The organism is Microbacterium sp. Bi98 (assembly GCF_918698045.1).
Lineage (GTDB): Bacteria > Actinomycetota > Actinomycetes > Actinomycetales > Microbacteriaceae > Microbacterium.
The window spans coordinates 130,455-153,430 of sequence record NZ_CAKKLK010000002.1 but is presented as its reverse complement, the minus strand read 5'-3'; the positions used below and the strand labels follow the sequence as shown (position 1 = coordinate 153,430).

At 67.9% G+C, this 22,976-nt stretch carries 22 protein-coding genes; 13 read left to right on the top strand and 9 right to left on the bottom strand.

The window, feature by feature from the left end:
- Positions 1–98: 98 nt before the first annotated feature.
- The 3 genes from efeU to efeB are packed head-to-tail and all read left to right on the top strand — an operon-like array spanning position 99 to position 3,614.
- The gene (gene efeU, locus LQZ85_RS04515; protein ID WP_082297787.1) at positions 99–1,049 is read left to right on the top strand and encodes an iron uptake transporter permease EfeU; all 951 of its coding nucleotides are present in this window, start codon (positions 99–101) and stop codon (positions 1,047–1,049) included.
- Entirely contained in the window at positions 1,046–2,278 is a 1,233-nt protein-coding gene (gene efeO, locus LQZ85_RS04510) for an iron uptake system protein EfeO (protein WP_230100574.1), read from the top strand. The genes efeU and efeO overlap by 4 nt, the downstream gene beginning before the upstream one ends.
- A gap of 22 nt (positions 2,279–2,300) precedes the next feature.
- Entirely contained in the window at positions 2,301–3,614 is a 1,314-nt protein-coding gene (gene efeB / locus LQZ85_RS04505; protein WP_053095810.1) for an iron uptake transporter deferrochelatase/peroxidase subunit, read from the top strand.
- 13 nt (positions 3,615–3,627) lie between these two features.
- Here the strand turns inward: efeB and LQZ85_RS04500 are convergent, their stop codons facing one another.
- Both LQZ85_RS04500 and LQZ85_RS04495 read right to left on the bottom strand, forming a co-directional pair.
- Positions 3,628–4,491, bottom strand: a complete 864-nt coding sequence (locus LQZ85_RS04500) for a serine hydrolase (RefSeq protein WP_230100573.1) — start codon at positions 4,489–4,491, stop codon at positions 3,628–3,630.
- Positions 4,488–5,645, bottom strand: a complete 1,158-nt coding sequence (locus LQZ85_RS04495; RefSeq protein ID WP_053095812.1) for an acyltransferase family protein — start codon at positions 5,643–5,645, stop codon at positions 4,488–4,490. The genes LQZ85_RS04500 and LQZ85_RS04495 overlap by 4 nt, the downstream gene beginning before the upstream one ends.
- A gap of 109 nt (positions 5,646–5,754) precedes the next feature.
- On the opposite strand from LQZ85_RS04495, the gene LQZ85_RS04490 reads away from it, so the two are divergent.
- From LQZ85_RS04490 to LQZ85_RS04480, 3 genes are all read left to right on the top strand, one after another.
- On the top strand, positions 5,755–6,978 hold the full coding sequence (locus tag LQZ85_RS04490; protein ID WP_056279032.1) for an LLM class flavin-dependent oxidoreductase: 1,224 nt from the start codon (positions 5,755–5,757) through the stop codon (positions 6,976–6,978).
- 1 nt (position 6,979) lies between these two features.
- Positions 6,980–7,624 (top strand): FMN reductase, encoded by a 645-nt coding sequence (locus LQZ85_RS04485; protein ID WP_053095813.1) that lies wholly within the window; start codon positions 6,980–6,982, stop codon positions 7,622–7,624.
- 80 nt (positions 7,625–7,704) lie between these two features.
- Positions 7,705–9,057 carry an FAD-binding protein gene (locus LQZ85_RS04480; protein WP_056278486.1) on the top strand — a complete coding sequence of 451 codons (1,353 nt, stop codon included), beginning with the start codon at positions 7,705–7,707 and terminating at the stop codon, positions 9,055–9,057.
- A gap of 84 nt (positions 9,058–9,141) precedes the next feature.
- On the opposite strand, the gene LQZ85_RS04475 is transcribed toward LQZ85_RS04480, so the two are convergent.
- Both LQZ85_RS04475 and LQZ85_RS04470 read right to left on the bottom strand, forming a co-directional pair.
- Positions 9,142–9,840 (bottom strand): response regulator, encoded by a 699-nt coding sequence (locus LQZ85_RS04475; protein WP_053095815.1) that lies wholly within the window; start codon positions 9,838–9,840, stop codon positions 9,142–9,144.
- A complete protein-coding gene (locus LQZ85_RS04470) occupies positions 9,837–11,108 on the bottom strand; it encodes an ATP-binding protein (RefSeq protein ID WP_056279033.1) in 1,272 nt (423 codons plus the stop codon). The genes LQZ85_RS04475 and LQZ85_RS04470 overlap by 4 nt, the downstream gene beginning before the upstream one ends.
- A 161-nt stretch (positions 11,109–11,269) precedes the next feature.
- Between LQZ85_RS04470 and LQZ85_RS04465 the strand changes: the two genes are divergently transcribed.
- The gene (locus LQZ85_RS04465) at positions 11,270–12,709 is read left to right on the top strand and encodes a cation:dicarboxylase symporter family transporter (protein ID WP_230100572.1); all 1,440 of its coding nucleotides are present in this window, start codon (positions 11,270–11,272) and stop codon (positions 12,707–12,709) included.
- A 60-nt stretch (positions 12,710–12,769) separates the two neighbouring features.
- On the opposite strand, the gene LQZ85_RS04460 is transcribed toward LQZ85_RS04465, so the two are convergent.
- Complete coding sequence (locus LQZ85_RS04460; RefSeq protein WP_091232420.1) at positions 12,770–12,946, bottom strand: DUF5302 domain-containing protein; 177 nt, start codon at positions 12,944–12,946, stop codon at positions 12,770–12,772.
- A 39-nt stretch (positions 12,947–12,985) separates the two neighbouring features.
- Positions 12,986–13,558, bottom strand: coding sequence for a VTT domain-containing protein (locus tag LQZ85_RS04455; RefSeq protein ID WP_230100571.1), 573 nt, complete (start codon positions 13,556–13,558; stop codon positions 12,986–12,988).
- Between the two features lie 154 nt (positions 13,559–13,712).
- Between LQZ85_RS04455 and LQZ85_RS04450 the strand changes: the two genes are divergently transcribed.
- From LQZ85_RS04450 to LQZ85_RS04425, 6 genes are all read left to right on the top strand, one after another.
- Positions 13,713–15,638 (top strand): GDSL-type esterase/lipase family protein, encoded by a 1,926-nt coding sequence (locus LQZ85_RS04450; protein ID WP_230100570.1) that lies wholly within the window; start codon positions 13,713–13,715, stop codon positions 15,636–15,638.
- A gap of 292 nt (positions 15,639–15,930) precedes the next feature.
- Entirely contained in the window at positions 15,931–18,207 is a 2,277-nt protein-coding gene (locus LQZ85_RS04445; RefSeq protein ID WP_053095817.1) for a polyribonucleotide nucleotidyltransferase, read from the top strand.
- Between the two features lie 216 nt (positions 18,208–18,423).
- The gene (locus tag LQZ85_RS04440; protein WP_056278491.1) at positions 18,424–19,452 is read left to right on the top strand and encodes an aldo/keto reductase; all 1,029 of its coding nucleotides are present in this window, start codon (positions 18,424–18,426) and stop codon (positions 19,450–19,452) included.
- Positions 19,453–19,532: 80 nt separating this feature from the next.
- Positions 19,533–20,135, top strand: a complete 603-nt coding sequence (locus LQZ85_RS04435) for a histidine phosphatase family protein (protein ID WP_053095819.1) — start codon at positions 19,533–19,535, stop codon at positions 20,133–20,135.
- A gap of 70 nt (positions 20,136–20,205) precedes the next feature.
- Entirely contained in the window at positions 20,206–20,946 is a 741-nt protein-coding gene (gene dapB, locus LQZ85_RS04430) for a 4-hydroxy-tetrahydrodipicolinate reductase (protein WP_053095820.1), read from the top strand.
- Positions 20,946–21,380 (top strand): hypothetical protein, encoded by a 435-nt coding sequence (locus LQZ85_RS04425; protein WP_056278494.1) that lies wholly within the window; start codon positions 20,946–20,948, stop codon positions 21,378–21,380. The genes dapB and LQZ85_RS04425 overlap by 1 nt, the downstream gene beginning before the upstream one ends.
- Positions 21,381–21,386: 6 nt before the next feature.
- On the opposite strand, the gene LQZ85_RS04420 is transcribed toward LQZ85_RS04425, so the two are convergent.
- From LQZ85_RS04420 to LQZ85_RS04410, 3 genes are all read right to left on the bottom strand, one after another.
- Positions 21,387–21,812 (bottom strand): OsmC family peroxiredoxin, encoded by a 426-nt coding sequence (locus LQZ85_RS04420; RefSeq protein WP_230100569.1) that lies wholly within the window; start codon positions 21,810–21,812, stop codon positions 21,387–21,389.
- Positions 21,813–21,897: 85 nt separating this feature from the next.
- Positions 21,898–22,464 carry a DUF4395 domain-containing protein gene (locus tag LQZ85_RS04415; RefSeq protein WP_053095823.1) on the bottom strand — a complete coding sequence of 189 codons (567 nt, stop codon included), beginning with the start codon at positions 22,462–22,464 and terminating at the stop codon, positions 21,898–21,900.
- Positions 22,465–22,480: 16 nt separating this feature from the next.
- On the bottom strand, positions 22,481–22,894 hold the full coding sequence (locus tag LQZ85_RS04410; RefSeq protein ID WP_053095824.1) for a thioredoxin family protein: 414 nt from the start codon (positions 22,892–22,894) through the stop codon (positions 22,481–22,483).
- Positions 22,895–22,976 lie beyond the last annotated feature (82 nt).

Here is a 22,976-nt window from a genome sequence, read left to right as displayed (position 1 = left end):
AGAGGCGATCGCGTGTGTGCGAGGCCCGAGCGGAAGGGGTGCTAATGTCTCTGAAGTAAGGGATGCCTTACCTCAGTCTTTCCCAGAGAGTTCCCTCCGTGCTCGCCACTTTTCTCATCGGTCTTCGTGAAGGCCTCGAAGCCGCGATCGTCGTCGGCATCCTCGTCGCCTACCTGCGCAGGCTCGGTCGCGGTGACGCGTTGCCCAGGCTCTGGGCGGGGGTCGGCCTGGCGATCGCCCTCGCACTCGGCATCGGGGCCGTCCTGACCTTCGGTGCGTACTCGCTGACCTTCGAGGCTCAGGAGCTGATCGGCGGACTGCTGTCGCTGCTCGCGGTGGGCATGGTGACCTGGATGATCTTCTGGATGCAGAAGGCCGGGCGCACGATGAAGGCGACCCTCGAGGGCGGACTCGACCGCGCGCTCACACAGGGCGGAGTCTGGGCGCTGATCGCGATCGGCTTCGTCTCGGTGGCACGCGAGGGGATCGAGACGACTCTTCTGCTGTGGTCGATGGTGCAGTCCTTCGGCGACGCTCCGTCGGCGCTGCTCGGCGCGGTGCTCGGGCTTCTCGCCGCCGTGGTGATCGGCTGGGCGCTCGCCCGCGGCGCCGTCCGGCTCGACCTTCGCCGGTTCTTCACCTGGACCAGTGGGTTCCTCGTCATCGTCGCAGCCGGGGTGCTCGCCTACGCGATCATGGACCTCCAGGAGGCCGGCGCGTTGCCGGGACCGTTCACCGCGGCGGCACCGATCGACGCGGCCACCGGGGCGGTCGCTCTCGGCTGGGTGGCATTCCCCTTCGGCTGGGCCTTCGATGTCACGAACGTGATCGCGCCCGACAGTGCCTGGGCGACCATCCTGCAGGCGACCGTCGGCTTCATGCCACGGATGACGTGGCTCCAGGTCACGGCTTGGACCGTGTACATCGTCGTCGTCGGGCTCTTCTTCATCCGGGGGCTCCGGTCACGCCGGTCCGCCTCCCCACATGTGCAGACGTCCCCTGGCCGCGACACGTCGGCATCCACTCTCACCCAGCAAGGAGCAGCATGACCACCTCTCGCCGAATCCTCGGTGCCGTCGCCGCAGCAGGCGCGGCAGCACTCGTCCTCAGCGGGTGCGTCGCCAAGAGCGATGTCGCCGCGGGTGCATCCTTCGACGTCTCGTCGACCGACTCGGCGTGCGCCGTCTCGGCTGCGACCGCCAAGAGCGGCACACTCACGTTCGATGTGAAGAACGACAGCGCGCAGACCTCGGAGTTCTATCTGCTCGCAGAAGACGGCCTCCGCATCGTCGGCGAGGTCGAGAACATCGCGCCCTCAGCGTCGCGGACCCTCACGGTGGTGGCTCAGCCGGGGGCGTACTTCACGCTGTGCAAGCCGGGCATGATCGGCGAGGGGGTCGGCAAGTCCGCGTTCACCGTGACCGGCGACCGGGTCGCGGTCGACGGCGAGGATGCCGATCAGAAGCAGCAGGCCGTCGACCTCTACGCCGCCTTCGTCAAGGACCAGGTCGGTCAGCTGGTTCCGTCGGTCGACGAGTTCGTCACCGCCTATGAGTCCGGCGATGATGAGGCCGCGCGAGCGCTGTTCCCCCAGACGCGCGCGTTCTACGAGCGCATCGAGCCCGTCGCCGAAGCGCTCGGGACGCTCGACCCCCGCATCGACTACCGCGAGGTCGACGCTGTGGCGGAGGGCCTCGACTGGACGGGCTTCCACCGCATCGAGAAGGACCTCTGGGTGCCGGCGCAGGACGCCCTCAACGCCGACGGCGAGACGCCCGCATGGCAGGACTGGGCACCGTCGACGACGGAGGAGCGCGCCGAGTACGGCGACCAGCTGATCGCCGACGTGCAGGAGCTCTACGACTACGTGCACTCGGACGACTTCACCGCGGCTCTCGACGACCAGGGGATCGGCGGCATCTCGAACGGCGCGATCGCGCTGCTCGACGAAGTGGCGACGGGCAAGATCTCCGGCGAGGAGGACTGGTGGTCCGGCACCGACCTGTACGACTTCGCCGCGAACGTCGAGGGGTCGAAGATGGCGTTCTCGCTCGTTCAGGATTTCGCCACGGCACAGGGGGATGAAGGCGCGGATCTCGTGACCGAGATCGAAGGCGGATACTCCGCTCTCGAGGAATCCCTCGCGGCGCACGGCTCGCTCTCCGACGGCTTCGTCGGCTACGCCGAGCTCACCGATGCGGACAAGCGCGAGTTCACCGATCTCATCAACGCCCTCGCAGAGCCGCTCTCGCAGCTCACCGGCACCGTCCTCGACTGATCCGACGGACGCGGTCTCGCACATGAACGACAGCGCGAAGGACGCTGCAGCTGCCGACTCCCTCCCGGAGTCGGCGGCCGCGGCATCCTCGGCCACGGGTCTCAGCCGGCGCGGACTCCTCGGACTGGCACTCGGCGGCGGCGTCGCGTCCCTCGCCGTCGGAGTCGGCGCCGGACTGTCGGGGGGAGTCGCGCTCGGACGCGCGAGAGCAGAAGCGGACGCCCAGCGTGCGTACGACTTCTTCGGCGCCCATCAGGCGGGAATCACGACGCCCGTGCAGGAGCATCTGCATTTCGCCTCCTTCGACATGATGCCTCGCACCGACCGCGAAGACCTGGTCTCGCTGCTGCAGGATTGGACGTATGCCGCCTCGCGGATGACGCAGGGGCTCGAGGTGAGTGCCACCGGCGCTGTCGGGGGCGATGCGGAGGTGCCGCCGGATGACACGGGCGAGGCTCTCGGGCTGACGGCAGCCGGCCTCACGATCACGTTCGGCTTCGGCCCGACCCTGTTCGAGAACGACGAGGGCGACCGGTACGGCATCGCCTCCCTGCGTCCCGAGCGGCTCGAGAGGCTTCCCGCCTTCCTCGGCGACGATCTCGACCCGCAGACCTCGCACGGCGATCTCTGCATCCAGGCGTGCGCCGACGACCCCCAGGTCGCCGTGCACGCGATCCGCAACCTGAGCCGCATCGCCTTCGGTCGTGCCAAGCTGCGCTGGTCCCAGCTCGGGTTCGGCAAGACGTCCCGCACGACGTCGGCGCAGGCGACGCCCCGCAACCTGTTCGGCTTCAAGGACGGGACCGCGAACATCCTCGCCGATGACTCCGTCGCCCTCGACGAGAACGTGTGGCTCGGCCCCGATGACAGGCCCGAGTGGATGGTCGGCGGGTCGTACCTCGTGGCGCGCAAGATCGCGATGCGGATCGAGACCTGGGACCGCGTGCGGCTCTCCGAGCAGAACACCATCATCGGGCGAGACAAGGGCGAGGGCGCTCCGCTCTCCGGCGGCGACGAGTTCGCGGCGCCGGATTTCGGTACGTCGGCCATCGATCAGAACGCGCACGTGCGTCTCGCGCATCCGGACCAGAACGACGGCATCCGGATCCTGCGGCGAGGATTCAACTACGTCAACGGCAACAACGATCTCGGACGGCTGGACGCGGGGCTCTTCTTCCTGTCGTACCAGCGGGATCCCGCTCAGTTCGTCTCGCTGCAGCGCCGGCTGTCGACGGATCGGATGAACGAGTACGTCACGCATGTCGGGTCAGGGATCTGGGCGGTCCCCGGAGGCTCGAAGCCGGGCTCGTTCGTCGGCGCCGACCTCTTCGCCTGATGCCGGTCGAGGGTCAGGAGCGCAGCGTCTCCGCGACGAACGTCGCGTAGGCATCCGCGCCGAAATGGTCGTCGGCTGTGATCGTGACGACGGCATCCTCACCGAATATCAGCAGCTGTCCGTATGCCCCGTGCAGGCGCCACACCTGGCCCGGGCCGTCCCACCCCGCGAGCGCATAGCGCTCGTAACCGGCATTCTCACCGGCGACCACCCAGTCGGAGTGCATCGCGTCGATGATCTCGGTCGGCACGAGTCGTCGGCCCTGCCATTCGCCACGGTCGCGGATCAGCCGACCGAGGCGCGCCATCTCCTCCGTGCGCAGTGCGATGCCGCCTCCCGCGACGATGCGTCCCTGCGGGCACCGCTCCCACTCGAGGTCGTCGAAGCCCAGAGGCGCGAGCAGCCGGGGGCGCAGATACTCGACGACGTCACCGGTCCGCGTGGCCAGGATCATCATCGCCGCGTACGTGCTGGCGTTGGAGTACTGGAAGACGTGACCGCGAGACGGGCGAGAGAGGAACTCTCGTGCGAGATCGGGCCAGTCCGTCATTATGGTCTCCGACCAGGCGAGATCGACTCCGCTCGACATCGAGAGCAGTCGTCGCAGCGTGAGGTGCTCGACGCCGTCTCCGAAGGTGAGGTCCGGCACGTACTCTGCGATCGGGGCATCGAGCGAGATGAGACCGTCGGCTGCAGCGATTCCGGCCGCGAGGACGCACACGCCCTTCGCAACCGAGTGGATCTCCTCGCGGACGTCGGCAGTCCACCGGTGCTCGGCGACGTCGTCGCCCACGAGCACGTGGAGCCCGTGAGCCCCGAACCCCGACGCGTCCGCATGGTCCACGAGGCGGTCGCGGATCATCTCGGCTCTCGTCACTCCTTCAGGCTAGCCGCTGCGCCCTGACGGGGCCGACGAGAGCCGGTCGGGTCGCTGCGGTGGCCCTCGCGTCGAGCCAGCTCGGGGTCTCGGAAGAGCCAGGACGGGCGGGGCTCCACCAGCGGGCGGAAGAGCCAGCGCACGGGCTTGGTGGCGAGCGCGAGAGCCAGCACCACCGACAGCAGCGTCACGAGCGGCAGCCACAGCCACGTCGGGTCGAGGTCGCGCAGCACCCCGGTCTCGCGGAAGGGGTACAGCACGAACGAGTGGAGCAGGAACACGTACATCGTGTACTGGCCGAACTTCGTCCACCAGTAGGTTCCGCGGGGGATCAGAGCGAAGAAGGCGGCGCTCAGGATCACTGCCATCAGCATGAGTGCGACGCGCACACCGCCGGCCCACCACTGCTCTCCGCCGAGGTCCGCGTACGCGTCCTCGTAGAACAGCCAGTGGCGCAGATCGAGCTCCTTCCAGACATCGATCCACCGCCAGGCCGAGAACCCTGCCGCGGCGAGGAGTACGACGCTGACGACGCGGATCCACCACGGGCGGATCTCGAGGAGGCGGAAGCGAGTGACGACGTCGCGTTCGCGCAGCCACCAGCCGAGTGCGAAGAAGGGCAGAAGGCCCAGGGTCCGCGAGAGCGAGAACGTGCTGTCGACGTTGGGCAGATAGCCCACGCCGATCGAGATGATGACGGTCCACAGCAGCGGCCACCGCAGCAGCGCGAGGTAGGGGAGGACGAGGCGGAAGATGCCGAGCGCCAGGAGGAACCAGAGGGTCCAGGACGGTTTGGTGAAGTTCGGGTCGGCCTGACCCTCGACCAGCCATTTCGTGAGGGTCCACAGGAACTCGAAGATCACGTAGGGCAGCAGGATGTCGGTGATCACCCTGGCCATCTGCACACGCGTCGGGGAACCGGACTTCGAGAAGTAGCCCGAGATGATCGCGAACGCCGGCATGTGGAAGGCGTAGAGGGCGAGATACGCCGCGAGCGCGATGTCGGAGTCGTAGGTGAGGCGCTGGATCGCGTGGCCGAGCACCACGAGGACGATGCACGCATATCGCGCGTTGTCCCAAAATGGCACGCGCTTGCGAGGCTTCTGGACGGGGCCGGTGGCGGGGCTCGTCAGGGCGGATCCGTCGCTGTGCATGCTCTGAGGCTACTCGGGGAATAAAGTTGCTCGCATCGCGTTGACTCAGATACATTCAAATGAATAGAACCGGATGCAGGGCACCCGATTCGGAGAAGACGGAGCAATCATGAGTGAGCAGGCAGGCGTCCCGGTGCAGTTCGGCATCATGTCGGTCAGCGACATCACCCGCGACCCGACCACCGGCGAGACGCCGAGTGAGCAGGAGCGGATCAAGGCGACCCTCGCGATCGCCAAGCACAGCGAGGAGGTCGGCCTCGACGTCTTCGCGATCGGCGAGCACCACAACCCTCCGTTCTGGTCCTCGAGCCCCACGACGTTCCTCGCCGCCCTCGCGGCTCAGACCGAGCGTCTGATCGTCTCGACGTCGACCACCCTGATCACGACCAACGACCCGGTGCGCATCGCCGAGGAATACGCGATGCTGCAGCACGTCTCGGACGGACGCATGGACCTCATGCTCGGCCGCGGCAACACGGGTCCGGTGTACCCCTGGTTCGGTCAGGACATCCGTCAGGGGCTTCCGCTCGCGATCGAGAACTACGCCCTGCTGCACAAGCTGTGGCGTGAGGACGTCGTGAACTGGGAGGGCAAGTTCCGCACCCCGCTGCAGGGCTTCACCTCGACGCCTCGTCCGCTCGACGGAGTCGCGCCGTTCGTGTGGCACGGATCGATCCGCACCCCGGAGATCGCCGAGCAGGCCGCGTACTACGGCGACGGCTTCTTCGCGAACAACATCTTCTGGCCCAAGGAGCACTACCAGCGCCTGATCGAGCTGTACCGCCAGCGCTACGCGCACTACGGACACGGCACACCCGAACAGGCGATCGTCGGCCTCGGCGGCCAGGTGTTCATGGCGGCGAAGTCGCAGGATGCCGTGAATCAGTTCCGCCCCTACTTCGACAATGCCCCTGTGTACGGTCACGGACCGAGCATGGAGGACTTCACCGAGATGACCCCGCTGACGGTGGGCTCGCCTCAGCAGGTCATCGACCGCTACGCCGCCATGCGCGAGCACTACGGCGACTACCAGCGTCAGCTGTTCCTGATCGACCACGCGGGCCTTCCGCTGAAGACCGTCCTCGAGCAGCTGGACATCCTCGGTTCCGAGGTCGTGCCCGTCCTGCGCAAGGAGCTGGCGAAGGATCGTCCGGCCGGCGTGCCGGATGCTCCGACCCATGCCGCACGGGTGAGGGCCGAGTTCGGCGACGGACCGACGCGTCAGGCTCGTCCGGGTGCGAACCGCGGTGACAACCTGACGGGGGATTCGCCCTATCAGGACTCTCCCGCTCCGGCGGGAGCCGCGTTCGGACTCAGCCGGAAGGGGGCCTGAGATGACCACTCGTCGTATCGCCGTCGTGTCTGCCGGGCTCTCGAACCCGTCGTCCACGCGCATGCTCGCGGATCGCCTCGCGGCCGAGACCGTGAAGGCCCTCGCGGGGCACGACATCGAGGCGAGCGTCGACGTGATCGAGCTGCGCGACTACGCCCACGACATCACGAACAACCTGCTCACCGGATTCGCACCGCCCGCGCTCGAGACCGCGATCAACACCGTGGTGTCGGCGGACGCGCTCATCGCCGTCACGCCGATCTTCTCGACGAGCTACAACGGGCTCTTCAAGTCGTTCATCGACGTGCTCGATCCCGACGCGCTCACGGGCAAGCCGGTGCTGATCGGAGCGAACGCCGGCACGGCTCGGCACTCGCTCGCCATCGACTACGCCATCCGTCCGCTCTTCGCCTACCTGCATGCCGACGCCGTCTCGACCGGTGTGTTCGCGGCGTCGAGCGACTGGGGCGGGGGCGGCGACGACGTCGCGCCTCTGGCCAAGCGCGTCGAGAAGGGCGCTCGCGAGCTGGCTGAGGCGATCGCGAAGCGCGAGGTGGCTGCGGCCGCCGACCCGTACGACCCGGCGACGTATCTCGGAGAGGGCCGTTCGTTCGGCCACATGCTCGGCGGTCTCGCCGGCGAGTGATCGATCCCCGGCACGACCGGGAATGAGCGCAGGGCCATGAGGCCGTAGACGATGTCCGAAGGGAGTCGTACGGTGACCTCATGGCCCTTCGCTCTGTCCTCGAATCCGCGCGGCATGCCCTGCGCGGCGCTCTCGTCCTCCCCGGCGACGAATCCTTCGACGCGGCGCGTCGTCCGTGGAACCTGGCGATCGAACAGCATCCGGCGGGCGTGGCCGCACCGGCCGATCTGCGCGATCTGCGCGCTCTTCTCGACGCCGCGGGCGACGCGGGCGTGACGCTCGCGGTCCAGCCCACCGGGCACGGCGCCGGCGGAGACCTGGCCGACGCCGTCATCGTCCGAATGGCGGCCTTCGACGAGCTGTCGATCGACCTCGGTTCGGGGGTGGTCCGCATCGGCAGCGGAGTCCGCTGGGGCGCCGTCGTCGAGGCGCTCGAAGGAACGGGCTGGGTGGCTCCTGCCGGCACGAGCCCGGTCGTCGCCGTCGCGGGGTACACCCTGGGCGGCGGCCATTCCTGGTTCAGTCGCACAGCAGGACTCGGGTCGGACAACCTCAGGGCCGCGTGGGTGCTGCGGAGCGACGGGACCCATGATCGGGTCGACGACGAGAGCGACCCGGAGATGATGTGGGCGCTTCGCGGAGCGGGCGGCGTCGTCGGAATCGTGACGGCCCTCGAGATCGACCTGGTTCCCGCGCCGTCGCTGTGGGGAACCGAACTCACTTTCGACGCCGCAGACGCCGGGTCGGTGCTGCGGGCCGTCCGCGATCTGTCCGCAGAGGCCCCGGCATCGCTCAACGTGTTCGTGAATTCGATGCGTATGCCCGACGCTCCGCAGCTTCCCGAGGAGATCCGCGGACGCAGCTTCCTCAGCGTGCGGGCGCTGTCCACGGTCGGATCCGCCGATGAGCTGTTCGAGCGGGTGCGGCGAGCAGGCACGGTCCGTCGTGAGATGTCGGGGGCCACATCGCCGAAGACCGTCGCGGCGTCGAGCGGCGAACCCACCGAACCGACGCCGGGCAAAGGCGTGTCTGCTGCGCTCTCGTCGCTCGACGACGCGACGATCGACGATCTCTTGCGGTTCCGCGAGCTGCCGGATCAGTGGCCGATCATGGGCATCGACATCCGGATGCTCGGTGGCGCGCTGAACGATCCTCGACGCGCCGGATTCGCGACACTTCAGGGCGTCGGCTGGCTGCTCCACGCCCTGGTGCCCGTCTTCCCCGGGGTGCCGAGCGAACCGGGGGAGGCGAGCATGGCGGGCTTCCGTGAGGTGCTGGCGCACGCGATCGCCCCGTGCACGATCCCGACGTTCCTGGGTCCGGGTGAGACCCTCGAGCGCTGCGGTGACCCGACGGCGATCGATCGCCTTCGCGCCATCAGGGCCGCCGCCGACCCCGACTCGCTGATCCACGAGGGGCGGCTCCCGCGCTGACACCGGGCTGAGACCGGGCCGCATCCAGCGGAAAGGATCCGCGTCGTTCTAACGATCGGGACGGGCGGGGGTGCCGCGCCGGCATCATTCGTCTCCGTCGACGCGTCTCGTCCAGCGGTACTCCGTCTCCGGGCGTCCACGTGCGCCGTAGCGAGCGCTGCGCGTGATGATGCCCGAATCGGTGAGATGCTCCAGGTACCTCCGCACGGACACGCGTGACATCCCGAGTCGCGCGGCGGCCTCGCTCGCCGAGACCGCGGCGCTGGAGGAGCGCAGCTCTGTCGTCACCTTCTGCAGCGTCGCGGTCGACAGCCCTTTGGGAATCGGGATCGTCCCCGTCGTGCGCCCGAGAAGCGCATCGATCTCCGCCTGGGTCGCCTCTCCGGCCGTCGACCGTGCCTGCTCCCGATGGATGCGATACGCGGTGAGACGCTCGTGGAACACCGCGAAGGGGAACGGCTTGACGAGGTACTGGTAGACGCCGAGAGCTGCCATCTGCCGGACGGTGTCCGCATCGCGCACGCCGGTGATCGCGATCACATCGACGGCAGCGTGTCGGGAACGCAGCCCTCGGAGCACATCGATGCCGGAGCCGTCGGGCATCGTGATGTCGAGAAGGACCAGGTCGAACGGCTCGTCGTGCGGCTGATCGAGCACGGCGGTCAATGCGGCCCTGGCGCCGGTGCACTCGCCGCCCACGATGAAGCCGTCGATCCTCTCGAGGTACGAGCGGTGGAGCTCGAGTGTCAGAGCGTCGTCATCGACGATCAGCGTGCGGATCATGGGCTCCTGCGTCCTCTCGCCGGCGGGAGGGTGACGGTGAACGTGGTCGGATGAGCGGAGAGCTCCACAGTGCCGCCCACCCCGGCCACCACCGCGCGGACGAGAGCGAGCCCGACTCCGCGCCCGTGGTTGCTTGCAGGCTTGGTCGAGAAGCCCTGGGTGAAGACGCGCTCGCGCAGGTCGGAGGGTATGCCGTCACCGCCGTCGGAGACCTCGAGGACGATTCCGCCGTTCTTCGAGGGGCGCAGCGAGACCCCCACCCAGCGCTCAGCACCGGTGGCGGCGGCATCCATGGCGTTGTCGATCAGGTTGCCGAGCACGGCGACGCTGTCGACGGGGGAGAGGGGGGAGGCGGGAGTGTCCGGGTCGATGCTCACCCGCCAGTCGATCCCGCGCTCCCTGGCCTGCGACGCCTTGCCGAGAAGCAGAGCGCCGACGGCGGGGTCGCCGGCCTGTCGTGCGGTGACCTGATCGACGAGCGACTGACTCTGGCGCGAGGTCTCGGTCAGGATGTCGATCGCCTCCTCGCTACGGCCGAGCTCGAGAAGCGCGACCGCCGTGTGCATGCGATTGCCGTGCTCGTGCGTCTGAGCGCGCAGCGCGTCGCCCAGAGTGCGCAGGGATTCGTATGACGACACGGCGTCCCTCACCTGACCCGGCGGCAGGTCTCCTGCGATACCGCGCGTGAACCGGCGAGCGATCCACGCGCCGAGCGCACCGAGAGCGATGAGGCCGACGGTGATGCCGAGTGACAGGGGGAGACGACGGATCAGGGTGTCGGAGATGGTCTCGGTCGTCACGCCGGCCGAGACCCAGCCCACCGGTTCGCCATCGGAGGCGAGTACCGGAACGATGGTTCGCACCGAGGGCCCGAGAGTGCCGGTGAACACCTCGGTGAAGGTTCGAGGCGTGTCGGGGATGGTGCCGAGGTATCTCGCCCCGATCTGCTCGATGTCAGGGTGGGTCACGCGGGTGCCGTCAGGCGTCATGATCGTCACGAAGTCGAGATCCGCGTCCGAGATCACATCGAGCGCATAGGGCTCGAGGGTCTGCGTGGCCGTTGCGGCATCGCCGGCCTCGAGGGTGTCGATCACGAGCGGTGACACGGCGAGAGTCACTGCTGTCGCCGCCGTGACGCGCTCGGCCTCGGCATGCGTGGCGCGTTGCGCATCGATCACGAGGAAGACGGCGACCAGAGCTCCCACGACGAGCGCGGCGACGAGGAGCACGGCGAACACCCGTGAGGCGATGCTGCGGGCAGGTCTCATCGCGTCCTTCCGATCGACGGTGATCGCGGAGTCCGGCATATCGGTAATGACCAATACGACCACAAATGGCTTTGCCGAGTGATGTCCGCGACGGTGAGCTTACCGAAGGCGAGGGCGCCCGAGGGCATGAGACGAAGACGTTCATGATCAAGGAGGAAAACATGGCCATCACGACAGGGTTCTCGCTTCCCGGATTCCATTGGCGGCGCGGCAAGCAGGCATGGGACAGGCATACGTGGCTGTACGTGTCGGTGATCATCGCCGTCGTGCTCGGAGCCGCGGTCGGCCTCATCTGGCCCGAGGTCGGACAGAGCCTCGAACCGATCGGCAAGGGCTTCGTCTCTCTCATCAAGATGATGATCGCGCCGATCATCTTCTGCACGATCGTGGTGGGCGTCGGCTCGATCGCCAAGGCAGCGACCGTCGGCAAGATCGGCGGACTCGCGCTGCTCTACTTCATGGTCATGTCGACGTTCGCGCTGGCGATCGGCCTGGTGGTCGGCAACATCATCCACCCCGGTGCGGGCCTCGATATGGCGAACTCCAGCTATGACGCGACAGCGACCGAGGCGAAGACCACCACGGAGTTCATCCTGGGCATCATCCCGACGACGTTCTTCTCCGCCTTCACGGGCGAGAGCGTGCTGCAGGTTCTGTTCATCGCGCTGCTCGTCGGCTTCGCACTCCAGGGACTCGGCGAAAAGGGCGCCCCGATCATGGATGCGGTCAAGAACCTCCAGAAGCTGGTCTTCCGCATCCTGGGCATGATCTTGTGGCTTGCACCGCTCGGCGCGTTCGGAGCCATCGCCGCGGTCGTCGGCAAGACGGGCATCGCCGCGATCTGGAGCCTCGGCGTGCTGATGGTCGCGTTCTACATCACCTGCATCCTGTTCATCGTGGTCGTGCTCGGAACCCTGCTCTTCGCCGTCACCCGGGTCAACATCTTCAGCCTGGTGAAGTACCTCGCCCGCGAGTACCTGCTGATCGTCGGCACCTCGTCATCTGAGTCCGCCCTTCCCCGGTTGATCGCGAAGATGGAGCACATCGGGGTATCCAAGCCCGTCGTCGGCATCACGGTCCCCACCGGATACTCGTTCAACCTCGACGGCACGGCGATCTACCTCACGATGGCGTCGCTCTTCATCGCGACCGGCATGGGGCAGCCGATGACGATCGGTGAGCAGATCGGCTTGCTCGTCTTCATGATCATCGCCAGCAAGGGGGCCGCCGGTGTCACCGGAGCCGGACTCGCCACTCTCGCCGGCGGGCTGCAGGCTTACCGTCCCGACCTGGTCGACGGCGTCGGCGTGATCGTGGGCATCGACCGGTTCATGTCGGAGGGACGCGCCCTGACGAACTTCACCGGCAACGCGGTGGCGACGCTGCTCATCGGCACCTGGACGCGCCAGATCGATCGCGAACGCGTGCAGCAGGTGCTGAGCGGCGCGCTGCCGTTCGAGGAGTCCTCGCTCGACGGCGTGGACGACCACGGCATGGCGGACGAGAGCACGGCCGTGGACATCCAGGGCCTCAAGGAATCCGCGCTCGACGAGATGGCGGCGAAGGAGGAGCGGGCACGGGCGCGCTCGGCGCGAAGCTGAGCTGCCTGCTGAGAAGAGGGATGCGGGAGTCGACGGCAGTCGGCTCCCGCATCCGTGTGGTCAACCGCTCTTGCGTCGGAACTCGCGCCGCGTCTGCGGGGCGGGCGCGCCATGGACGGCGGAGTCGCCATCCAGGTGGGCCTCGCCCTGCCGGTGGTGCGCGTTCTTCTTCTCGAGCGCTTCCTTGAACTTGCGCTTCATCTCCTCGCTGGAGGAGGCGCCTTCTTCGGTGCTCATGCTCGCCAGCCTAGGGCACGCATCTGAGGCATGGGTGGATCAGTTCCGTGCTCGGCGCGACACGACATCGATCGCGGCGCCGAGCCCGACGGCGACGATGACGGACACGAGGACAGCGACCAGAGGGCCTCCCGGAAGCAGCACGGCGACGATGGCGCCCACGGATGCCTGGTAGGCGGACCACCCGAACGCCGCGATCGTCACGAGCGGCAGATACCGAGCCGGCGGGATCCGCGAGGCCCCTGCCATGAGGTTGATCGCCAGTCGAGCGAAAGGGACGAAGCGCGCGGTGAAGAGCACGGTGGCGGTCCCGCCTTCCAGACGCAGCCGCGCCCAGGTGAGCGCTCGGCGCACTCGGGGCGTGCGCATCCAGCGCCACCTGTCGACGCCCACGCTGCGACCCACGAGATAGCAGGTGACGTCTCCGGCGACCGCGGCGATGCCCGCCCACAGGATCACACACCACAGGGGAGGATCGCCGGTCGTCGATGCGACGGCGCCGAGCGCGGTCACCGCGATCTCTCCCGGAACCACCACGAAGAACGAGTCGCCCAGCACGAGCAGGCTCATGACCACCAGAGCCCAGGGGCCGTCGAGCAGTTCAGTGGACACGTTCCCACCGTGGTCGTCGGAGGTGAACGGGAACCAACGCCGGGATAGCCGGTGAAGAGCCGTCCAGCATCCGGTGAACTTCTGGTGCTCCGACCCGATTCGCGCCTCGGGTGGGAGTCGAGGGCTGCATCCTGAGGACGTGAGAGTCGCGATCGTGACAGAGTCCTTCCTTCCGCACATGAACGGTGTCACCGGATCCGTCCTGCAGATCCTCAGTCACCTCGAACGTGCTGGCCATGATGCGCATGTGATCGCGCCCGATGGGACCGGCATCCCCGGGGAGGTGCACGGAGCCGCTGTGGAAGCGGTCCCCAGCCTCGCGCTGCCGGGGTACCGCAGTGTGCGCGTGGGGACCCCGCCTGCACGTCAGGTCGCGGCATCGCTGCGACGCTTCCGCCCCGATGTCATCCACCTGGCTTCGCCCTTCGCCCTCGGATGGCGAGGCGCGCTCGCCGCAGAGCACATCGGCGTCGCCGCCGTCGCCGCGTACCAGACCGATGTCGCGGCATACACGCAGAGGTATCGCATCCCTGTGGCGACCGGTGTCGCCGAATCGCACATCGCGCGGCTCCATCGGCGCGCGACCATCACGCTCGCGCCGTCGCCCGACTCGGCGCAGCAGCTCGCGCAGCTCGGTGTGGATCGCATCCGTCTGTGGGGGAGAGGCGTGGATGCCGAGCAGTTCCAGCCGGCCCGCCGGAGCGCGACACTGCGCGCGGAGTGGACGAGCGAGGTCGTGATCGGCTACGTGGGCAGGCTCGCACCCGAGAAGCAGGTGGAAGACCTGACAGTGCTGCAGACGATCCCCGGTGCGCGCCTCGTGATCGTGGGGGACGGACCGAGCAGGCCTCGACTCGAGTCCCTGATGCCCGGTGCGTGCTTCCTCGGGCACCTCGAAGGCGACGCGCTCGCAGCAGCCATGGCATCCTTCGACGTGTTCGTGCACCCGGGAGAGAGCGAGACCTTCGGACAGACCCTCCAGGAGGCCCACGCCAGCGGGGTGCCCGTCGTCGCCACCGGTCGCGGCGGCCCCCTCGGCCTCGTCCGGATGGGAATCGACGGATGGCTCTACCGTCCCGGCGATCTCGGCGACCTGCGGATGCGCGTGGTCGACCTCACCGGCGACGGCCGCAAACGCCGGGCGTTCGGCGCAGCAGGACGCGAGGCCGTGCAGGGTCGCAGCTGGGCGAACGTCTGTTCTCAGCTGATGGGGCATTACGAGGAGGCCCGAGAGCTCAGGATGATCGATGAGGGAGCGCGCGCTCGCCGCCTGACGCGGCCGGAGCCCATCGCCCCGGTGCAAGCGCGCACCTGGCGGCGTTACGTGGCGCTGGGGGACTCGCTCACGGAAGGCCTGTGCGATCCGGCACCGGATGGTGCGCTCCGTGGATGGGCCGACCGGCTCGCCCTGCTGCTCGCCGCACGCGGAGGTCTCCGGTATGCGAACCTCGCCGTCCGGTCGAAGCGTGTGCGTGATGTGCGCGGCACCCAGCTCGATCGAGCGCTCGAACTGCAGCCGGACCTCGTGTCCATCCTGATCGGCGCCAACGATCTGGTTAAGTCGACGGTCGACGTGCCCGCGCTCGCCGCGGAGCTCGAGGGCGCGGTCACCCGGCTCCGCGACATCGGGGCCGACGTGCTGCTCGTCACTCCGTTCCTGCCCCGTCGGAGAGCGGCCGGGATCTACACCAGGAGGTTCGCGGCATTCGCCACGGCACTGTCCGGCATCGCCGCGCGGACGGGCGCGATCCTGATCGACACCGACCTGTACCCGTCGCTTCCGGATCGCCCGAACTGGGGGGAGGACCTCGTCCACCTCAGCAGTCGTGGTCACAGATTCCTCGCGTATCGCGCGGGCGAGGTCCTCTCGGTGCCGCACGCCGACGCGCTGGGGGTGCTCGATGCCGCGCTGCATGAGAACGAGCAGATCGGCGCGGGACTGTGGTGGCGCCGCCATGCGCTGCCCTGGGTGTGGCGACGACTGCACGGTCGGGCGGCCGGCGATGGCCGGGTCGCGAAGCACGACGACTACGTCTATCTCGGACGATCGAGCGCTCCGCAGGACGTCAAGGTCCACTGAACGAACCCGCCGCGGACGGAAACGGAGGACATTCAAGGGCGCGCTGATAGGCTGGAGGAGGTCGACGTGTGTCGACCGCACAACTTCATATCGACTCATGGAGCGATCGGCGGAGAGCTGGTCCCCTGTGGTGGGTTCCTCGGCGCGACGTCGGGTGGCTTTCTACTGGTGGCCAGCGCAGGTGAGATTCGCGGGAATGCCCGCGCGCCCGTATCCGGCTGAATCCGCTCCTTCATGAATGCGCTCGCGCGTCACACGGACTCGCGAGTCTAAACAAAGAAGGAGAGACCTCTTGGAAGGTCCTGAAATCACCGCCACCGAGGCCGTTCTCGACAACGGCCGCTTCGGCACCCGCACCATCCGCTTCGAGACCGGCCGCCTCGCGCAGCAGGCTCAGGGCGCAGTCGCCGCGTACCTCGACGGCGAGACCATGCTCCTCTCGGCCACCAGCGCAGGCAAGCACCCGCGCGAGGGCTTCGACTTCTTCCCGCTGACGGTCGACGTCGAAGAGCGTTCCTACGCAGCAGGCAAGATCCCCGGCTCGTTCTTCCGTCGTGAGGGACGTCCCTCGACCGAGGCGATCCTCGTCTGCCGTCTGATCGACCGTCCGCTGCGTCCGTCGTTCGTCGACGGCCTGCGCAACGAGGTCCAGATCGTCATCACCGTCCTGTCGATCGCCCCGGGCGAGTTCTACGACGCCCTCGCGATCAACGCGGCTTCCGCGTCGACGCAGATCTCGGGTCTCCCGTTCTCGGGTCCCGTCGCCGGTGTGCGCCTCGCGTTCATCCCCGGCCACGGCGAGCACGCGGACCAGTGGGTCGCGTTCCCGACGGCTGAGCAGGTCAGCGAGGCCGTGTTCGACCTGATCGTCGCCGGTCGCGTCGTCACCAAGTCCGACGGCACCGAAGATGTCGCGATCATGATGGTCGAGGCTGAGGCCACCGAGGGCAGCTGGAACCTCATCAAGGCCGGCGCCACCAAGCCCGACGAGGCTGTCGTCGCGCAGGGCCTCGAGGCATCGAAGCCCTTCATCGCTCAGCTCGTCAAGGCTCAGGCCGAGCTCGCCGCCAGCGCGTCGAAGGAGCCGGGTGTGTACCCGGTCTTCCCGCCGTACTCCAGCGAGGTCTACGACTTCGTGGCCGAGCGCTCCTACGACGACCTGGTGAACGTCTACCAGATCGCCGACAAGCAGGAGCGTCAGGGCAAGGACGACGAGGTCAAGGACCGCGTCAGGGCGCAGCTCATCGAAGCGGTCGAAGCAGGCAACCTGCCCGCTGGAGCCCCGATCGAGTTCTCCGCAGCGTACAAGTCCGTCACGAAGAAGATCGTCCGCGGCCGCATCCTCACCGAGAGCGTGCGCATGGACGGCCGCGGCCTGGCCGACATCCGTCCGCTCGACGCCGAGGTCCAGGTCATCCCGCGCGTACACGGCTCCGCGATCTTCCAGCGCGGCGAGACCCAGATCATGGGAATCACCACGCTGAACATGCTCAAGATGGAGCAGCAGATCGACTCGCTGTCGCCGACCACGAGCAAGCGCTACATGCACCACTACAACTTCCCGCCCTACTCGACCGGTGAGACCGGCCGGGTCGGTTCGCCGAAGCGTCGCGAGATCGGGCACGGCTTCCTCGCCGAGCGCGCGCTCGTGCCGGTGCTGCCCAGCCGCGAGGAGTTCCCCTACGCGATCCGTCAGGTCTCCGAGGCGCTGAGCTCCAACGGCTCGACGTCGATGGGTTCCGTCTGCGCGTCGACCCTGTCGCTGCTGAACGCGGGTGTGCCTCTGCGCGCAGCCGTCGCGGGCATCGCGATGGGACTCGTCTCCGATGAGGTCGACGGAGAGACGCGCTACGCGGCCCTCACCGACATCCTCGGCGCAGAGGACGCACTGGGCGACATGGACTTCAAGGTCGCCGGTACCAGCGAGTTCGTCACGGCCATCCAGCTCGACACGAAGCTCGACGGCATCCCGTCGTCGGTGCTCGCCGGCGCGCTGACCCAGGCGCGCGACGCCCGTCTGACCATCCTCAACGTGCTGAACGCCGCGATCGACGCTCCCGACGAGATGGCGCCGACCGCGCCGCGCGTCATCAGCGTGCAGATCCCGGTCGACAAGATCGGTGAGCTGATCGGCCCGAAGGGCAAGACGATCAACGCGATCCAGGACGAGACCGGCGCGCAGATCTCCATCGAGGAGGACGGCACCGTCTACATCGGCGCGACCGACGGCCCCTCGGCCGAGGCTGCCCGTGCCCAGGTCAACGCGATCGCGAACCCGACCAACCCGGAGGTGGGAGAGCAGTTCCTCGGAACCGTCGTGAAGATCGCGACGTTCGGTGCGTTCGTCTCGCTGCTGCCCGGCAAGGACGGCCTGCTGCACGTCACCGAGGTGCGCAAGCTCGCCGGTGGCAAGCGCGTCGAGAACGTCGATGACGTCCTGTCCGTCGGCCAGAAGATCCTCGTGAAGATCACGAAGATCGACGACCGCGGCAAGCTGTCGCTCGAGCCCGTGCTCGACGACGCCCCCGCAGCGGACGCAGCTCCTGCTGACGAGGCCGCTGCCGAGTAATCGCCAGCGCTTCGACACGAGGCCCGGGCTGTCCTCACGGACGGTCCGGGCTTCGTCGTATCCGATGTGATCAAACCGTTATGGGAAGTTCTTGCGCCGTTCCCCGTATTGGTCGGGGAGTTCGCAGATCTCGCCTACTCTCGAAGTACGCACCGGGGGGTGCATTTCAGGCAGTGACGCAGGTCGGTACGCACCGATTGACGCGGGGGTGAGGATATGCGGTTGTTCAGTGTAGGCGCAGGAGCGCCGGCCGATCGCGCGCAGCAGGGCGCCGCAGAGCACCCGTCCGCTCCCATCCCGATCGTCGGACCCGGAATAGGGGAGACCATCCGCGTCCCTCTCGGAGAGACCGGACTCGAGACCTTTCCGCTCATGCTCGGTGCGGCGGAGTTCGGCTGGAACGTCGACCTCGAGACGAGCCATGGAATCCTCGACCGCTACGTGGAATTCGGTGGCAACGCCATCCACACCGCCGACGGATTCTCCGGCGGTCGCAGCGAGCACATCATCGGCCAATGGCTGCAGTCCAGAGGGCGACGCGACCGCGCCCTGCTGAGTGTGCGGATCGGTGCTCACGCAGACAATCCGGGTCTCGGTTCGGTGAACCTCGTCCGCGCTGTCGAGGGGTCGCTCACGCGGCTCGGCGTCGAGCGCATCGACGTGCTGTACCTCGACGCGACGCTCGACCGCACGACGAATCTCGAGGACACCCTCGCGACGGTCGAGTGGATGGTCGACGCGGGCAAGATCGGCGCACTCGGCGCATTCGGCTTCGCACCCGAGCGGCTCGTGGAGGCGCGCATCCTCGCCTCGGCCGGGTACCCACGCATCGAGGTCATCGATTCGCCGTACAACCTCGTCCGCCGTCAGCCGTTCGAAGGGGACCTGCGTCTGGTGGCGGGTGCGCAGAACCTCGCGGTCACGCCGTCGCACGCTCTCGAGCACGGTTTCCTCTCCGGTCGCCACCGCAGCAAGGCGCTGACCTCGCGGGGCGTACGCGGGGAGCAGCTGCGGGGGCATCTCAACAGGCGTGGCACGAAGATCCTGCGGGCTCTCGACCAGGTCGCGACCGAACTCGAGGTTCCCGTGGCCGCCGTGTCCATCGCGTGGCTGCTCGCGCAGCGGACCATCGCGGCGCCCATCGTCAACACCTTCGCGACCGAGCACGTCGACGAGCTGATGCAGGGCGCCGGCGTCACGCTGTCGCGCGCACAGGTCACCGAGCTCACTCGCGCCGGCAACTGAGCGTCGTAACGCCTCTGTCACAGACCTGGCATAGGGTGGAGTGAATCCCGGCGGACGCTGTCGATGAAGCGAGCGAGTTTGTGACGCATTACATATATCTGGTCAGACATGGTGAACATCAGGACGCCGAGCACGGTCTCGCCGACGGACCCCTGTCGCCGCGTGGCCAGCGTCAGGCCGAACTCATCGCAGATCGGCTCTCGGGACTCCCGCTCGACGCCGTCTGGCACTCTCCGCTCCTGCGCGCCAACGAGACGGCCCGTGCGATCGCCGAGCGGCTCCCGTCGGTCGATCCAGAGCCGACCGCACTGCTGTTCGACTGCGTGCCCACGGGGATGACCGACGAGACCCCGGCCGCCTACGAACCGTTCTTCGGCTCGGTGACCGAGGCGGAGCTCGATGCCGGGCGTGCTCAGATGTTCGACGCGGTCAACGAGTTCCTGGTGCGCAAACCGGGTGACGTGCACGAGGTTCTCATCACGCACAACTTCGTGATCTCGTGGTTCGTGCGTGAGGTCCTCGGTGCCCCCGAGTGGCGATGGATGACCTTGAACCAGGCGCACTGCGGCCTCACGGTGATCGCCCAGAAACAGGGCCGGCCCTGGACGCTCCTCACTCACAACGACACCGGGCACCTCCCGGTCGAGCTGCGCACCGGCATCCCCGATGCGATGCCCGTCTGATTCCCCGTTGATTCCCTGAGTTCCGGCCCGCCGCGCCGGGCGGATCGACGTCGCGAAATAGACTGAACGCATGACCACCCAGGTAGCACTCGTCGGCGGAACCGGGAAGCTCGGATCGATCATCGGTGCGGTGATCGACGAGCTCGAGGGCTTCGAGGTGACGCGCGTGCTGACGTCTCGTAGCGACCTCGCCGAACTCGACGGTGCGGATCTGGTGATCGACGCCACCACGCCTCAGGTCAGTGTCGACGTCGTGCGCGCTGCGGTCGAGCGTGAGATCAACATTCTCGTCGCCACGTCGGGATGGTCCACCGAGCGGATCGCACTCGTGCGTCCTCTGGTGGAGAACGCCGGAACCGGGGCTGTCTTCATCCCGAACTTCTCGCTGGGATCGGTGCTCGGTTCGGCTCTGGCCGCAGCAGCCGCGCCGTTCTTCGGATCGGCGGAGATCGTCGAGGCACACCATGAGGCGAAGGTGGATTCGCCGAGCGGCACTGCGGTGCGCACGGCCGAGCTCATCGCCGCCGCACGCGCCGAACAGGGTCCCGTCAGCGCACCGCACGCCGACCAGCGAGCGCGCGGACAGCAGGTCGGCAGCGTGCCGATCCACTCGCTCCGGCGTCCCGGCGTCATCGCCAAACAGGAGGTCGTCCTGTCCGGCCCCGGTGAGTCCCTCACGTTCACGCATGACACGGTCGACCCCGCACTCGCCTACGCCCCGGGCATCCGTCTCGCGGTGCCGTTCGCGGCCCAGGCGATCGGCGTCTTCGTCGGGCTCGAGAGCATGATCGACATCGGCATCCGCTCGTGATGTCGCGGATCGGCGTCGGCCTGATGGCCGCCGCACTGCTGGTCTACCTCGCCGTCGCCATCTGGTTGGCCGTGATGTTCTTCGCTGTCGGCACACCGGTGTCCATCGGCATGGGTGTCGCGCTGATCGTTCTCGCCCCGATCGGGGCATGGGCGCTCGTCCGAGAGATGCAGTTCGGGTTCGCTGCCGACCGGCTCGGGCGTGAGCTCGATGCCGAGGGCGGTATGCCCGCGGCGGAGTCCGAGCTGACGCCGAGTGGCCGAATCGCTCGTGCCGACGCCGACCCGCTCATCGCGAGATACGCGGGGGAGGCGGATGCGGAGCCGACGGACTGGCGCGCGCGCTACCGACTCGGCGTCGTCCAGGATGCCGCTGGCCGCCGCAAGGACGCTCGCGCCAGCATCCGCGAGGCGATTCGCATCGCTCGCGGATGACCGACGTCAGGCGAGCGTGGTCTCGAGCGTGATCTCGATGCCGGCGAGCGCCTGCGATACGGGGCAGCCGACCTTCGCCTCGGCAGCGATCGACTGGAACTCCTCAGGGCTGAGCCCGGGGACGACCGCGTTCACGTTGAGGTGGCTTCCGCTGATTCCGACACCGGGCTTGAAGGTGACGGACGCGCTCGTGTTGACGCGCTCCGGCGGAGTGCCGTTCTCGGACAGCGCGTGAGACAGCGCCATGCTGAAACACGACGCGTGGGCTGCGGCGATCAGCTCTTCAGGCGTGGTGGTGGTGTCGCTGCCCTCGCTGCGGGCCTTCCAGTTGATCGGGAAGGTCCCGAGCTTCGACGAGGAGAACGCGACTGTGCCCGAGCCCTCGGTGAGGGATCCGGTCCAGGTGGTGGTGGCTTCGCTGGTGACGGGCATGATTCCTCCGTTGTATCGCGCGCTGCTCGATGCGGGTCGCGTGTGCGGCCAGCCTATCGAGCGTGGGCGTGCGGCGGAACAGCGCTCAGGCGGTCGACGCCGCGCGACCGAGGATGCCTGCTCGCTGCAGCAGCAGATAGATCTGGCATCCGAGGCAGAAGGAGAACGCCGCATTGAGGAAGGCGGCGATGAAAGCGGCGGCGGTCGCGATGGGCAGCGCCCACGGGACCCCGGCGAGGTGCAGCACGAGACCGATCGTGACGACGACGAGACCGACACCCTGGGCGAACCGCGGTGGACGCGGATCCTCGAGCTCGGTCGGAGCGGCCAGTCTCGGACGGATGACCCTGCGGAACACGACGCCCCATGGTGCAGTCGCGGGTGACAGGACGCCCCACAGGAACAGCAAGGCGATCACGATCGTGAGGAGGAACCCCGGGTCCAGCGCGCGCTGTGCAAGGGTCGCCGACGTCACGGCCCACGTGGCCGAGCCGATGTCGGCCGAGTCGAGCGGCTGATAGGCGAACCAGCCGAAGGTCCGTGCGGTCGAGATGCCGACCAGCGCCAGATATGTCGCGACGAGCAGCAGCACTGTCGTGACCGTCGCTGCGAATCGCGGGCCGCGGGGATCGATGCCGGCCGGTGTCGTCATGCGCTTTCCGTCCTCGTCATACGGTTGCCAGCGCGTCGTTCAGCGCGTGTCGATGGGGCACGCCATGGAAGCGTGCGCGGACGGCTCCTGATCCGTCGACGATGAAGGTCGTCGGTGTCTGCATGACCTTGTATCGAGCCGACAGATCCGGTCGATGCGTCAGGTCGACCTCCACGTGGTCCAGGCCCTCCGATTCTGCGACGTAGCTGCTGAGCATGCGTCGTACCTGGGGGCAGCGGGTGCACATCTCGGTGCTGAACTGCACGACTGTCGCTCTCGCGCCCAGGCGCGACACGCCCGCGTCGTTCGGATCGAAGCGCAGATGGCCGCCTCCGCGACGCCGTCCGTCGAGAAGTCTCAGCACGACACCGATCGTGCCGGCGAGCACGAGCAGCGCTGCGGCGAGGAGAAGGGCGACGGCGGGTGACATGCGTCGAGAATACGGGTGATCCGGCACCGCCCGGGCCGATATGTCGCATCGTGACGATCCGACTCGACAGCCCCCAGGGCGG